Raw genomic sequence first — 14,289 nt, forward strand, 5'->3', positions numbered from 1 at the left:
GGATCGGCTCACGGCCGGGACAGCTGTCTGCTGATCACCAGCCGCTGGATCTGGTTCGTCCCTTCGAAGATCTGCATGATCTTGGCCTCGCGCATGTAGCGCTCGACCGGGAAGTCCCGCGTGTAACCGTATCCGCCGTAGACCTGCACCGCGTCCGTGGTGACCTTCATCGCGGCGTCGGTCGCGATGAGCTTGGCGACGCTGGCCTGGCGGCTGTAGGGGCGGCCCGCGTCGCGGCGGCGGGCCGCGTCGAGGTAGGTGGCGCGTGCCGAGTCGACGGCGGCGGCCATGTCGGCGAGGACGAAGCCGAGGCCCTGGTGGTCGATGATCTTCCGGCCGAAGGCGGTGCGCTCGTTGGCGTACGTGACGGCCGCGTCCAGGGCCGCCTGTGCGACGCCGGTGGCGCAGGCGGCGATGCCCAGCCGCCCGGAGTCCAGCGCGGACAGGGCGATCTGCAGGCCCTGGCCCTCGCTGCCGATCAGCCGGTCCGCCTCGATGAGCGCGCCGTCCCAGTGCGCCGCGGTGGTCGGGATCGCGTGCAGGCCCATCTTCTCCTCGGGCCGTCCGAAGGTCAGCCCTTCGGTGGCGCCGGGCGCGAGGAAGCAGGAGATGCCGCGGCTGCCGGCGGCGGTGCGGGCGAAGAGGGTGTAGAAGTCGGCCTTGCCGCCGTGGGTGATCCACGCCTTGCTGCCGGTGATCCGGTAACCGTCCGGCTCCCGCACGGCCTTGCAGGTCAGCGCGGCGGCATCGGAGCCCGCCTGCGGCTCGGAGAGGCTGTAGCCGCCGACCAGGCCGCCGCCGAGGATGTCCGGCGCCCAGCGTTGCCGCTGCTCCTCGGTGCCGTAGGTCATCAGCGCGTACGCAGACATGGTGTGCACGCTGGTGGCCACCGCGACGGCCGCCCAGCGGGCCGCCAGTTCCTCGATGACCTGGAGGTACACCTCGTACGGCTGGCCCCCGCCGTCGTACTCCTCCGGGTAGGGCAGGCCGAGCAGCCCGGCCGCGCCCAGGGTGGCGAAGAGGCCCTCCGGGTAGCGCTCTTCGCGCTCGTGCTCGTCGACGCGGGGCGCGAGCTCCTTGTCGGCGATGTCGCGGGTGAGGTCGAGCAGGTCCTCGGCCTCCTGGGTGGGCAGCAGCCGGTCGACGGTCATCGTGCCTCCGTGTGCGTGCCCGCTGCGGAGCGGGCGGGGGTGGTGCCGAGCGCCGCGAGCGCGGCGCGGGCCTGCTCGCGGAAGTCCGCGACGCGCGCGAGCTTGATGTCCTCGTACCCACGTACGAGGTCCGGCAGCTCCGCGACGGCCCGCACGGCGTCGGTGTTCTCCGGCGTGAGGTGGCCGAGCGCGTCGCGCACCAACTGGCGGTACTCGCCGATCAGGGCCCGCTCCACGCGGCGGACCTCGGCGTATCCGAAGAGGTCCAGGGAGGTGCCGCGCAGCACGCGGCCGGCGCGCAGGGCCCGGAAGGCGGCCGGCGCGGTGCGGCGCAGCCTGATCTTGCGCTTCATGCCGAGGGCGCGCAGGACGGGCGGGTGGAGGAGGACGGAGACCGTCGATCCGGCGCCGAACTCATCGCGCAGCTTGGCCTGTTCGGTGGCGTCCAGGTGCAGCCGGGCGACCTCGTACTCGTCCTTGTACGCCATGAGCTTGTGCAGGCCGCGGGCGTAGGCGAGGGCGATGGAGGTACCGGCTTCGGCGCCGCCGCGCTCCTGGGCGAGGGCCGCGACGCGGGCGACGTCGTCGGCGTACCGGCGGGCGTACTGCTCGTTCTGGTAGTCGATGAGGTCGGCGGCGCGGGTGGCGACGGTCTCGCGCAGCTCCTCGTCGGTGGTGCGCTCGACGGCGAGTGCCGCGGCGGCCGGGGTGATCTCGACGACCGGGCGTGCGGGGGCGGCGAGCGCGGCCGTGACGGCGGCGCGGTCGAGCACCGCGGCGCGGCCCCAGCGGAAGGCGGCGAGGTTCTTCTCGACGGCGGCGCCGTTGAGGCGGATGGCGTCCTCGACGGCCTCGGCGGTCAGCGGGAGGCAGCCGTGCTGGTAGGCGGCGCCGATGAGCACCATGTTGGCGGGCATGTGGTCGGCGAAGAGGGCTTCGGAGAGGCCCTGCGCGTCGAGGTAGAGGTTGTCCTCGCGGCGGGTGACCGACTCGATGCGTTCGAGGGCGTCGTCGGGCGAGCCGGGCAGGACGACGCGGCCGGTGACCATGGCGGCGGTCGGTACGACGGCGGTGTTGACGACGGCGACGGTGTGGCCGGGGCGCGCCACCGCCATGTTGCTGTCGGAGGCGGCGCCGAGCAGGTCGAAGCCGACCAGGACGTCGGCGGTGCCGCGCGAGGCGCGCAGCGAGCCGGTCACCGGCGTCTTGGCGATCCGCAGGTCGCTGAGGACGGGGCCGCCCTTCTGCGCGAGCCCGGTCTGCTCCAGCCCGGCCGCGTACAGGCCGTCCAGCCGGGCCGCCATCTGCAGGATCTGGGAGACGGTGACCACGCCGGTGCCGCCGACGCCGGGCATCCGCAGCAGGGTGCCGGCGGGGCCGAACCGGCGGGCCGGTTCGCTCAGTTCCACCGGCAGGGCCGGGATCTTCCGGGGCTGCTTCCGGCCGGGCTCGACGAGCAGGAAGGACGGGCAGTCGCCCTTGAGGCAGCTGAGGTCGGTGTTGCAGGACGCCTGGTGGATGCGGGTCTTGCGGCCGAACTCGGTCTCGACGGGCTGGACGGACAGACATGTCGACTTGTCGCCGCAGTCCCCGCATCCTTCGCAGACCCGCTCGTTGATGACGACCTTCTCCACCGGGGTGGGCAGCTGGCCGCGCTTGCGCAGCCGCCGCTCCTCGGCGGCGCAGCGGTCGTCGTGCAGCAGGACCGTCACGCCTTCGGTGGCGGCCAACTCCCGCTCCGCATCGGGGAGTTCATCGCGGTGGCGGACGGTCGCGATCGGGTCCAGCCGTACGCCGCGGTAGCTCTCGGGCTCCGCCGTGGTGACGACGACCTTGCGCACGCCTTCGATGGCGAGCAGCCGGATGACGGCGGGGATGTCCAGGCGGCCTTCGGCGCGCTGACCGCCCGTCATGGCGACGGCGTCGTTGTAGAGCAGCTTGTACGTCATGGTGACGCCGGCGGCGACGGCGGCGCGGACGGCGAGCGAGCCGGAGTGGTGGAACGTGCCGTCACCGAGGTTCTGCACGAAGTGCGCGTCGTCGGTGAAGGGCGCGATGCCGATCCACTGGGCGCCCTCGCCGCCCATCTGGGTCAGGCCGATCTGCGTGCCGCGCCCGGCGCCGTCCAGCGCGATCATCGCGTGGCAGCCGATGCCGACGCCGACCAGTGTGCCGTCGTCGGTGCGGGTGGAGGTGTTGTGCGGGCAGCCGGAGCAGAAGTACGGGGTGCGGGCCGCGACGGTGGGCAGGGTGATGCGCGCGGGGCGGGCCGGGGTGAGCGCGTCCAGGTGGGCCTGTGCCGCGTCGGGCAGCCGGTCGGCGCCGATACGGCGGGCCAGTGCCCGGGCCACGTCCTCGGCACCCAGCGTGCCGCGCGCGGTGAGCAGCGGCCGGCCGTCCTCCTCCCGGCGCCCGACGACGACGGGCGCGTCCGCCGTCCGGTACAGCGCCTCCTTGAGCAGCCCTTCGAGGAAGGGCACCTTGTCCTCCACCACGAGGACCTGCTCCAGGTCGCCGGTCATGGCCACCAGGTCCTCGTCCGCGACGGGGAACGGCATGCCCATCCGGATGAGCCGGAGGCCCAGCGCCTCCATGGCCGCCTCGTCCAGGCCCAGGTCGTCCAGGGCGCGCTGCACGACGGCGTAGGAGGTGCCGGAGGCGAGCACGCCGAGGGTGGCGCGGCGGGCGCTGAAGGTCACCTTGTTGAGCCCTGCCGTACGGGCGTACGCGCGGGCCAGGTCGAGGCGGCGGGTGAGCATGTCGTGCTCCGCGTCGAGCGCGGCGGGGCCCACGAGGGCGGGAGCCGTGGGGCGCGCGGCGCGGTCCGGCTCGGGGATGCCGTGGCGCACCGCGTCGAAGTCGACGGTCGCCGAGGCGTCGGCGATGTCCGCGACGATCTTCAGGGCGGTCCACAGGCCGGTGGCGCGGGACAGCGCGACGGCGTGCAGCCCGAATTCGATGATCTCCGCGACGGACCCGGGCGCGAGGACGGGCATCGCCAGGCTCTGGCACATCCGCTCGCAGGTGCTGGGCACCGTGGAGGACTTGCTGCCCGGGTCGTCGCCGATCCAGGCGACCGCCCCGCCGAGCGGCGCGGTGCCGGCGAGGGTGGCGTGCCGGATGGCGTCGGCCGCGCGGTCCAGGCCGGGGTTCTTGCCGTACCAGTAGCCGGTCACGCCGTCGTGCCGACGCCCGGGCACCTGGCCGAGCATCTGGGTGCCGGCCACCGCCGTGGCGGCCAGCTCCTCGTTGACGCCCGCCTGGAAGACCACGCCCGCCTCGTCCAGGAAGCGGGCCGCGCGCCCCATCTCCAGGTCGACGCCGCCCAGCGGCGATCCCTGGTATCCGCTGACGAAGGCCCGGGTGTCGAGGCCGCGGGCCTCGTCCAGCCGGCGCTGTTCCAGCGTCAGCCGTACCAGGGCCTGAACGCCCGAGATCAGCGCGCGGCCGTCGGTGGCCGTGTACTTGTCGTCGAGCGACACCGCAGCGGGTGTGGTGCTCACGCAAGCCTCCTCGACATCGTTGTGAAGGGACCGTGATGGGACCGGAAATGAGGTGGTGACGAACGGCCACAGCACAGCAACAGGGAGAGGAAGACACAAGACTCGAAAGGAAACTCGCCGCCAAGCCGCAAACTATTTACGAATCAACGGCTCCGGCATACATTCCTTTGCATGACTGAGGTCGACGACATCGATCACCGCCTGCTGCGGCTGCTGCGCGAGGACGGCCGCCGGACCTTCTCCGAGATGTCCGTCGAGGTGGGTCTTTCGGTCGCCGCGGTCAAGCGGCGCGTGGACCGGCTGAGGGACATCGGGGTGATCACCGGCTTCGCCGCGCAGATCGACCAGAGCAAGCTCGGCTGGGGCATCGAAGCCTTCGTGGAGCTGCGGTACGCGGGCACGACGCGGGTCAACGAGATCGTGCGCTCGGCCTACAACGTCCCCGAAGTACAGGCCGTCTTCACCATCGCCGGCGACCCGGACGCCCTCATCCAGGTCCGGGTGCGCGACATCGCCCATCTGCAGCAGGTCATCGACGGGCTGCGCAGCGCGGGCCGGGTCACGGGCACAAAGACGCTGATGGTCCTGGGGTCGTGGAGCCGGACCTGAGAGTCCGTGCCGCGACGGTCACTCCTCGCCGCCGAGCCGCTCTACGGCGTCGCGTGCGCAGCGTGCCGCCTCGCGGGCCTGTTCGGCCCGGCGCCGGTGGTCGTCCGCGGCATCCGGGTACGTGGCCGCGAGGCGTTCGTAGCGACGGGCGGCCTCGTCCTCGGCGTCGGCCAGCGCGACCGCGGTCGCGAGGAACCGCGCGCGCAGCCGGGCCACCACGTCGTCAGGATCTGCCCCCGGTGACTGTTGGGTACGGTCCGCTGCCGCCTGCCGCTCCGAAGCCCTGAGCTCACGGTCGATGGCTTTCTGCTCCCGGTCGTCACTGGCGTCCGCGCGGCACAGCGCGGCGTGGCTCCGGTCGATGTCCGCGGCGTGCGCGTCGAGCCGGGCGCGGGACCGCTCGACCGCCTCGTACGACCGCTCCCGCTTGGCGACCGACACCATCCCCATCCGCTGTGCGTGGTGGTCCAGCCGGCGTTCCAGCTCGTGGAGGCGTACCTCCCGGTCGTCCGCGGCGCTCTCCCGGTCGTCGGCGAGGCGTTCCCGTTCATCGGCCACGCGTTCGCGCTTGTCCGCGACACGGTCCCGGTCATCGGCGTGGCGGTCGCGCTCGTCCGAGAGGCGGTCCCGTTCATCGCCTCGCTCCGCGGGTGCGTACCCGTCGCCCTGCTGGGCTCCTGGTGTGTCCGACAGCTCGCTTCCCATGCAGCCAGTATGCGTCGCTCCGCCGCCCGCCGGGCTTCCGTCCGGCACGTTCAGGATGCGGCTCGCCACACTCAGGGCATATGCCCGGATTGATGCCACCCGTCCCCGGGAAGCCGTGGCTACATGGCACACGATCACACGCAGGCCCCGGTACTCGAAGCGCTCGCCGACTACCGCGAGCTCGGGCGGCTCTCCTTCACGCCGCCCGGACACAAGCAGGCCCGCGGCGCCGATCCCCGGGTCCGCGAGGTGCTGGGCGACGCCGTCTTCCACGGTGACGTGCTGGCCAGCGGGGGCCTGGACGACCGGCGGACCTCGGGCCGGGTGCTGGAGCGCGCCGAAAACTTGATGGCCGACGCCGTGCACGCCTCGCACACCTTCTTCTCGACCTGCGGCAGTTCGCTGTCCGTCAAGGCGGCGATGCTGGCCGTCGCGGGGCCGCACGAGAAGCTGCTGATCGGCCGGGACGCGCACAAGTCCGTGGTGTCCGGGCTCATCCTCTCGGGCGTCAACCCGGTCTGGGTGGAACCCCAGTGGGACGCCGAGCGGCATCTCGCGCACGCGCCCTCGGCCGAGGCGTACGAAGCCGCCTTCGACGCCTGCCCGGACGCCCGCGGCGCACTGGTCACCAGCCCCACGCCGTACGGCAGCTGCGCCGACATCGCGGCCATCGCCGAGGTCTGCCACCGCCGCGGCCGGCCGCTGATCGTGGACGAGGCATGGGGTGCGCATCTGCCCTTCCACCCCGACCTGCCGTCCTGGGCGATGGACGCGGGCGCCGACGTCTGCGTGACCAGCATCCACAAGATGGGCAGCGGCCTGGAGCAGGGGTCGGTGTTCCACCTGGGCGGCGACCTGATCGACCCGGCGCTGCTGAAGTCCCGCGCCGACCTGCTCGGCACAACCAGTCCTTCGGTACTGCTGTACGCGGGGATGGACGGCTGGCGGCGGCAGATGATGCTGCACGGCGAGGAGCTGCTCGGCCACGCGCTGGACCTGGCCGCCGAGGTGCGGACCGGGATCGAGAAGATCGACGGGCTGCACGTCAACGACCGCGCCGACTTCTGCGGGCCCGGACTCGGGCACGACTTCGACCCGCTGCCGGTGGTGATCGACGTCAGCGCGCTGGGCACGACGGGGTACCGCTGCGCCGACTGGCTGCGCGCGCACCGCGGCATCGACGCCCACCTTTCCGACCACCGCCGGATCAGCACACAGATCACGCACGCCGACGACCGCTCCACCGCCGACCGGCTGCTCGCCGCGCTGCACGACCTCAGCCGGGCCGCGCCGGAGCTGCGCCCGGCACCGGAGACCGAGATCCCGCCGCCGGCCACGCTGCGGCTGGAGCAGGCGTGTCTGCCGCGCGACGGGTTCTTCGGGGCGACCGAGGACGTGCCGGTGGCCAGGGCGGCCGGGCGGATCGCGGCGGAGATGCTGACGCCGTACCCGCCCGGCATCCCCGCGGCGCTGCCCGGCGAACGGCTCACCGAGCCCGTACTGCACTACCTGCGGACCGGCATCGAGGCGGGCATGAACCTGCCGGACGCCAGGGACACCACGCTCGGCACGGTCCGGGTACTGGTGGAGGAGACGCACCCGTAGCGGCGCGGGGCCCCTGCGCGTGCCTCAGATGCCTTCCGTGACCGTGAAGAGGCCGCCCTCCCGGTCGCGGAGGGTGGAGCGGTGGCCGCCGCCCTCGGTCTCCACGGGCGGGGAGACGACCGCGCCCCCGGTCGCGACCGCGGCCTCGGCGGCCGCCTTCACGTCCGGTACGCAGAAGTGCACGTGCCAGCGGGGCCGGACGTGCGGGTCGGGCGCCGACTCGATCGCTCCCCCACGCAGCTCGGCCACCGTGTGATCGCTTTCGCGAACGATCACCCGTTCCTCCTCGTACGCCACGTCGCAGCCCTTGCCCTCCTCGGCCGCCCACTGCAGGACCTCGGCGTAGAAGATGGCGGCGTCGAACGCGTCCCGCGTCCGCAGCTCCAGCCAGGCCGGCGCGCTGCCCTGGCCGACCGACCAGCCGGCGGGGACGCGCCCCTCCCAGATCCCGAAGGTGGCACCGTCCCGGTCGGCGGAGATCGCGGCGCGGCCGGGCCCGAAGGACCGGGGGCCGACGGCGACCGTGCCGCCGCGCTCCCGGATCCGGGCGGCGCAGTCGTTCGCGTCCGCGACGGCGAAGTAAGGGGTCCAGGCGACGGCGACGTGCAGGGCGCCCGCGAGCTCGCCCAGGCCCGCGACCGGGTTGCCGTCCATGAAGGCGACGGAGAACTCCTCGCCGAGCGCCCCGGGCCGGAAGGTCCAGCCCAGTACCGCGCCGTAGAACTCCTCGGCCCCCTTCAGGTCGCGCGCGCTCAGGCTGACCCAGCACGGAACTCCTGGCACAGGTTCGGTCGACGCCATGCTGGACGTCACTCCTTTCGCTCCGGCCGGGCTGCCCCGCACCGGCCTCCCGCTCCGCGGCGCACGGGGCCCGGGCCCGGCCTGGTCCATTCGCCCCACAGTGTCATCCGTGGGCCGGGGACACACGTGGACGACACCCCGGAGCCCGCGCTCCGAAACCGCCGGACGTACGGACCGCGGGACCGGTCCCGTGTTCGGGCGCTCAGCGCACCGGCACTCCCGAGGCTACGCCTGCGAGCGGAAAGTGGCAGGCCACACGGTGTCCGGGCGTCGCAGGCTCGGCGGGCGGCGGCTCGGCCGTCGCACAGAGCTCCCGCGCGGCGGGGCAGCGGGTGCGGAAGCGGCAGCCGGAGGGCGGCTCGGCGGCCGAGGGCGTCTCGCCGCCCAGCGGCGCGGCCGCGGGCACGGCCCGCGGGTCGGGGACGTTGACCGTGTCGAGGAGACCGCGGGTGTACGGGTGCAGCGGCCGGCCGAGTACGGCCTCGGCGGGCCCGGTCTCCACGAGTTTGCCGAGGTACATCACGCCGACCGTGTCGGCGAGGTGCCGCACGACGGCCAGGTCGTGGGAGATGAAGAGGTAGCCGATGCCCTTCTCGCGCTGCAGGTCGCGCATGAGGTTGAGGATCTGGGCCTGTACGGAGACGTCCAGCGCGGAGACCGGCTCGTCGGCGACGACGAGGGACGGGTCCAGCGCGAGCGCCCGTGCGAGGCCCAGGCGCTGCCGCTGGCCGCCGGAGAATTCATGCGGATAGCGGTCGGCGGCCGCGCGCGGCAGCCCCACGTCGTCCAGCAGCCGCCCGACCCTGGCCCGCTGCCCGGCGCGGTCGCCGATGCCCTGGATGGCGAGCGGTTCGCGCAGGATGGCGCCGACGCGCATCCGCGGGTCCATCGAGGCGTAGGAGTCCTGGAACATCAGCTGGACGTCGCGGCGGTGGGCGCGCAGCTCCCGGCCGCTCAGCGTCGCGACGTCGCGCCCGGCGAAGCGGATGGTGCCGGAGGTGGGCGCCTCCAGGCCGACGACGAGCCGGCCGAGGGTGGACTTGCCGCAGCCGGACTCCCCCACGATCCCGTACGTCTCACCGCGCCGTACGGTCAGCGAGATCCCGGCCACCGCGCTGACCTGCGACGCGGCCCTGCCGCGGCGCCGCGCGAAGGGCCCGGCGCGCAGCGGGTAGTCCTTGACGACGTCGGTGAGGCTGAGCAGCACCCCGTCGTCCTCGCGCGCCGCGTCCCGGGGCAACGGCAGCGGAATGACCTCGGCCCTGGCGCCGCCGTCCGGGGCGGGCTCGACGGGGTGGAAGCACGCGAAGACGTGGCCGGGGGCCGCGCCGCCGCCCCCGTCGAGTCGCGGTTCGCGCGTCCGGCACTCGTCCGTGGCGAAGCCGCAGCGCGGGGCGAAGCGGCAGCCGGTGATGGGAGTGTCCAGGGCGGGCGGCAGCCCCGGGATGGTGGCGAGCGGCTGCACGGGGCCCGCGGCCCGTTCCGGGAGTGCTGCGAAGAGGGCCTGGGTGTAGCGGTGCCGGGGCGTGGCGAACAGGTCGTGGACGGGGGCGCGTTCGGCGACCTTGCCGCCGTACATCACGGCGACCCGGTCCACACGCCGGGCGAGCACGCCGAGGTCGTGGGTGACCAGGATCAGCGCCATGCCGAGGCGGGCGCGCAGCTCGTCGATGAGTTCCAGGATCTGGTGCTGGGTGGTGACGTCGAGCGCGGTGGTGGGCTCGTCGGCGATCAGCAGCCGGGGCTCGCAGATCAGCGCCATGGCGATCGCGACGCGCTGCCGCATGCCGCCGCTGAGCTGGTGCGGATAGTTCTTCATCCGCTCGGCGGGGCTCGGCATGCCGACCAGTCCGAGCATCTCCTCGGCCCGCTCCCGCGCCTCGGCGCGGCTCGCGCCGGTGTGCAGCAGGAGCGGCTCGGCGACCTGGGCGCCGATGGTCATGGTGGGGTTGAGGGAGGTGAGCGGGTCCTGGAAGACCATGCCGAGGGTGTGGCCGCGGATGTCGCGCAGCGTGCGTTCGGACGCGGCGGCCAGGTCCGTGCCGTCGAAGCGGATGCGTCCGCCGGTGATCCGCCCGCCGCCGGGGAGCAGTCCGAGTACGGACAGCGCGGTGATGGTCTTGCCGCAGCCGGATTCGCCGGCGATGCCGAGCGCCTCGCCGGGGGCGAGGTCGAGGCTGACCCGTTCCAGGGCCTGTACGGTGCGGCCGCGACCGGTGATCTCGACGCTGAGGTCCTCGATGCTGAGCAGGGGAGCTGTCATGACGGTCCCTCAGTTCTTCTGGAGTCGCACGTCGAAGGCGTCCCGCAGGCCGTCGCCGAGGAAGTTGAACGCGGCGACGACGAGGACGATGGCGAGGCCCGGCGGGAAGATCAGCCACCAGTGGCCGACCTGGGTGTAGGTGATGCCGGCGGAGAGCATCGAGCCCCAGTCGGCGGCGGGCGGCGGGATCGACAGCCCGAGGAAGGACAGGTACGCGACGTAGAGGATGGCGTCGGCGATCTGGAAGGTGGCGTTGACGACGACGGTGCCGAGGGCGTTGGGGACGATGTGCCGGAAGACCGCGCGGCCGCCACCGCCGCCCATCAGGCGCATGGCGTGGACGTAGTCCCGGCTGCGCAGGGCCAGCGCCTCGCCGCGGATGAGCCGGGCCGGGGAGAGCCAGGCGACGGACGCGATGATCAGGATGAGGACGGGCTTGCTGGGCGTGACGATGGCGGCGACCACGACCAGCAGGAAGAGCGCGGGGATGGCGAGCGCGGCGTCGGTGATCCGCATCATGGCGGCGTCGAGCCAGCCGCCGAAGTACCCCGCGACCGCCCCGTACAGCGTCCCGAAGAGGGTGGCGAGCAGCCCGGCGGCGAGGCCGACCTCGAGGGAGGTCCGGCCGCCGTACATCAGCCGGCCGAGCATGTCGTACCCCAGGTCGGTGGTGCCGAGCGCGGGTGCCCCTCGGTGCCGGGCGGCAGGCTGGCCTGTGAGAGGTCGGTGTGGATCTGGTCGGTGGGGTGGAGCAGCGGGCCGAGGAAGCAGAGCGCGCACAGCGCGGCGAGGACGAGCAGCCCGGCGAGCGCGAGCCTGTTGCGGGCGAAGCCGGCGACGGTGCGGCGGGCGAGTCCGGGCGTGGCGGCGGCCGGGCCGGGCCCGCCGGGTACGGGGAGTTCGGCGGCGGTCATGCGACGCTCCTGATGCGCGGGTCGAGCAGGGCATACGCGATGTCGGTGAGCAGCGAGCCGAGCACGGTCGCGCAGCCGACGACGAGGGTGACGCCGAGCAGGACGGGGAAGTCGCTGCCCTGGGCCGCGTTCCAGAACAGCAGCCCCATGCCGGGGTAGTTGAACATCGACTCGACGACGAGAGTGCCGCTGAAGAGCGTCGGGAGGTAGAGCCCGAGGAGCGTCGCGAGCGGGATGAGGGCGTTGCGCAGCACGTGCCGGGCCATGATGCGGGCGCCGGACTGGCCCTTGGCGCGCGCGGTCCGTACGTACTCCTCGCTCAGGTTGTCCAGCACGGCCGAGCGCATGTAGCGGCTGAACGCGGCGACGATGCCGAGTGCCGTGGTCACGACGGGCAGCACGAGGGCGCGTGGCTCGCCGAGGATGCCGCTGAGGGTGTCGGCCTGCGGGGCCTGCGCGGGGAAGACGGGGAACTGCTGGCTGAAGAGGAGGATCAGGACCAGGCCGAGGAAGAAGACGGGGGTGGCGTAGGCGAGGAAGGCCGCGCCGGTCAGGACGTGGTCGGCGGCCTTGCCGCGGCGTACGGCCTGCAGGATGCCCAGCGGTACGGCGAGGACGGCAGCGAGCGCGACGGCCAGACCCGCGAGCAGTGCGGTACGGGGCAGCCGCTCCCCCAGCAGCGAGGCGACGGACTGGTTGAGCTTGTAGGACTCGCCGAGGTCGCCGGCGAACAGCCGCCCGAGGTACAGGACGTACTGCTCGGGCAGCGAACGGTCGTACCCCTGCTGGTGGTTGAAGTGCGCCACGGCCTGCGGGGTGGCCTGGACGCCGAGGATGGCGCGGGCCGGGCCGCCGGGCAGCATGTGCAGCAGGACGAAGACGATGACGGAGACGAGGAGCAGGACGATCGCCGCCTGGGCGAGGCGCTTGAGCAGGAAGCGGGTCATGCGCCCTTCCCCTTCTTCACGAAGTACCAGTCCTGCGGTGCGAGGCTGAGGGTCGGGTTCTGGTCGATGCCTCGCAGGTCGTTGCGGATGACGGAGACCTGGTAGGCGGGGTTGGGGGTCCACAGGACGGGGAGCTTGGCCGCGACCTTGCGGGCGTAGTCCCGGATCGCGCCGGGGTCGTCGGAGAACTCGGTGTCCTTGATCAGCCGGTCCGTCTCGGGGTCCGACCAGTTGCCCATGTTGGAGGGCGCGCCGGTCGCGAAGAGCTGCTCGCCGCTGGGGTCGACGGGGAAGTACCAGCTGCCCTGGGTGCCGAAGAAGCCGATCTGCCAGGCCGAGCAGACGGGTTCGCTCTTCTTGCAGGGGATGGTCGTGCCGAGCACGGTGTTGAGCGTCTGCTGCCGGATGTCGAGCGTGACGCCCGCCTTGCCGAAGGAGGACTTGATCTCCTGCATGGTGTTGGCGGTCTCGGTGGAGCCGGACTGGGTGAGCAGTTCGAGCCGGAGCTGCCGGCCGCGTGCGATGCCCTTGCCGCACTCCCCCGGCCCGGTGCCGGGGCGTACGCACCGCAGCGTGCCGCCGTCGCGGCCCTGGCGCGCCCATCCGTGCCGGGCGAGCAGCCGCTCGGCCTTCTTCGGGTCGTAGGGGTACGGATCGCGGTCCATCAGGCTCGCGGGGACCGGGCCGAGCGTGGGGTCCGCGCTGCCGTGCCAGATCACCCGTGAGATCGACTTCTGGTCGATGAGCTGCTGCAGGGCCTGGCGGAGGTAGGTCTGGCGCAGCAGGGGGCCGGCCTCGGGATGGTTGAAGTTCAGGACGAGGTAGGTGATCGCCCAGCCTTCCCACGGGTCGATGCGGTACCCCAGCTCCCGGAATTTCGCGGACCGCTCCATGACCGACGGCGGGATGTAGCCGTAGTCCACGCCGCCCGCCCGCAGCACGTTGAACTCGGATTCCGCGGTGGTGAAGGGCTTGAGGACGACGCGGTCGAGATGGGGTTTGTCAGGGCCGCGGTACTTCTTGTTCGGTACGAGAGTGACCTGGCCCGAGGTGTTCCACTTCTCGATCGTCCAGGGCCCTGCGACGGTCTTCCAGAGCGGGTCGGTGGCGAACCGCGACAGCTGCTTGGCGTGCCGTATGAGGCGCGCGAACACCCTCTTCGACCCCTCGCCCTTGGGATTCCAGGCGTGTTCCGGCAGCGGCGTGAAGCTCTGCAGCTCGTTGGCGGTGAACCAGGCGGGGTTGTACGCACGCGTCAGCCGCAGCCGGAAGGTCCGGTCGTCGACGACGTCAAAACGCCGCACGTCGTCGGGCAGCAGCCCCGGCGAATACCCGGCCCACTCCTTCTTGTTGTGCTTGATCAGGTCGAACCAGAAGGCGACGTCGCGGGCGGTGACGGGCTTCCCGTCGGACCACGCGTATCCGGGCTTGAGCCGGACGGTCACGGTCCGGTTGCTGTCGCTGAACCGCGGCTGCTCGGCGAGGTTGCGCGGGCTGTCCATGCTGAGCTCCTCGCCCTTGGGCTCGGGCGTGTAGAGCGGCGGGAACAGCAGGTTCTGGATGGCGCTGTTGTACGAAGCGAGATAGCCGGGCGCGGCGATCGGGAAGATCCAGTTGGGGGTGGAGGCGGGCGGCAGGGCCATGACGGCCGTACCGCCCTCGACTCTCGTACCGCCCGTGGCACCGACGTCCGTGACCTTGTCCGCCTTCGGCGCGCACCCGGCGAGCAGCGTAAGAGCGATCAGGACCACGCCAACGGCCCCTAGTGGGCCGCGTATTCGGGTGGAGCGC

Annotated in this window: 9 protein-coding genes and 1 pseudogene; 2 read left to right on the top strand and 8 right to left on the bottom strand. The window is 72.7% G+C overall.

Annotation, left to right across the window (positions count from 1 at the left end; genetic code table 11):
- Positions 1–8: 8 nt before the first annotated feature.
- On the bottom strand, positions 9–1,151 hold the full coding sequence (locus ACIGXO_RS00405) for an acyl-CoA dehydrogenase family protein (RefSeq protein ID WP_399778503.1): 1,143 nt from the start codon (positions 1,149–1,151) through the stop codon (positions 9–11).
- Positions 1,148–4,654: an indolepyruvate ferredoxin oxidoreductase family protein gene (locus tag ACIGXO_RS00410; RefSeq protein WP_399778505.1), complete on the bottom strand. Its 3,507-nt coding sequence runs from the start codon at positions 4,652–4,654 to the stop codon at positions 1,148–1,150. The genes ACIGXO_RS00405 and ACIGXO_RS00410 overlap by 4 nt, the downstream gene beginning before the upstream one ends.
- A gap of 171 nt (positions 4,655–4,825) precedes the next feature.
- Here ACIGXO_RS00410 and ACIGXO_RS00415 point away from each other — a divergent pair, with 171 nt between their 5' ends.
- Positions 4,826–5,263, top strand: a complete 438-nt coding sequence (locus ACIGXO_RS00415; protein WP_399778507.1) for an Lrp/AsnC family transcriptional regulator — start codon at positions 4,826–4,828, stop codon at positions 5,261–5,263.
- An 18-nt stretch (positions 5,264–5,281) separates the two neighbouring features.
- Here ACIGXO_RS00415 and ACIGXO_RS00420 read toward each other — a convergent pair whose 3' ends face one another.
- The gene (locus ACIGXO_RS00420; RefSeq protein ID WP_399778510.1) at positions 5,282–5,968 is read right to left on the bottom strand and encodes a hypothetical protein; all 687 of its coding nucleotides are present in this window, start codon (positions 5,966–5,968) and stop codon (positions 5,282–5,284) included.
- A 123-nt stretch (positions 5,969–6,091) separates the two neighbouring features.
- On the opposite strand from ACIGXO_RS00420, the gene ACIGXO_RS00425 reads away from it, so the two are divergent.
- Positions 6,092–7,573, top strand: coding sequence for an aminotransferase class I/II-fold pyridoxal phosphate-dependent enzyme (locus tag ACIGXO_RS00425; protein WP_399778512.1), 1,482 nt, complete (start codon positions 6,092–6,094; stop codon positions 7,571–7,573).
- Between the two features lie 24 nt (positions 7,574–7,597).
- On the opposite strand, the gene ACIGXO_RS00430 is transcribed toward ACIGXO_RS00425, so the two are convergent.
- The 5 genes and pseudogenes from ACIGXO_RS00430 to ACIGXO_RS00450 all read right to left on the bottom strand — a co-directional run bounded on the left by ACIGXO_RS00430 (position 7,598) and on the right by ACIGXO_RS00450 (position 14,249).
- Positions 7,598–8,374, bottom strand: coding sequence for a VOC family protein (locus tag ACIGXO_RS00430; protein ID WP_399778514.1), 777 nt, complete (start codon positions 8,372–8,374; stop codon positions 7,598–7,600).
- Positions 8,375–8,576: 202 nt separating this feature from the next.
- Positions 8,577–10,637 carry a dipeptide ABC transporter ATP-binding protein gene (locus tag ACIGXO_RS00435; protein ID WP_399778517.1) on the bottom strand — a complete coding sequence of 687 codons (2,061 nt, stop codon included), beginning with the start codon at positions 10,635–10,637 and terminating at the stop codon, positions 8,577–8,579.
- A 9-nt stretch (positions 10,638–10,646) separates the two neighbouring features.
- A pseudogene (locus tag ACIGXO_RS00440) lies at positions 10,647–11,551 on the bottom strand (ABC transporter permease).
- Positions 11,548–12,498, bottom strand: coding sequence for an ABC transporter permease (locus ACIGXO_RS00445; protein ID WP_399778518.1), 951 nt, complete (start codon positions 12,496–12,498; stop codon positions 11,548–11,550). Before ACIGXO_RS00445 ends, ACIGXO_RS00440 begins: the two are co-directional and overlap by 4 nt.
- The gene (locus tag ACIGXO_RS00450) at positions 12,495–14,249 is read right to left on the bottom strand and encodes a peptide ABC transporter substrate-binding protein (RefSeq protein ID WP_399778520.1); all 1,755 of its coding nucleotides are present in this window, start codon (positions 14,247–14,249) and stop codon (positions 12,495–12,497) included. Before ACIGXO_RS00450 ends, ACIGXO_RS00445 begins: the two co-directional genes overlap by 4 nt.
- Positions 14,250–14,289: the final 40 nt, after the last annotated feature.

Origin of the sequence: Streptomyces sp. NPDC053542 (assembly GCF_044544685.1) — a bacterium.
Lineage (GTDB): Bacteria > Actinomycetota > Actinomycetes > Streptomycetales > Streptomycetaceae > Streptomyces.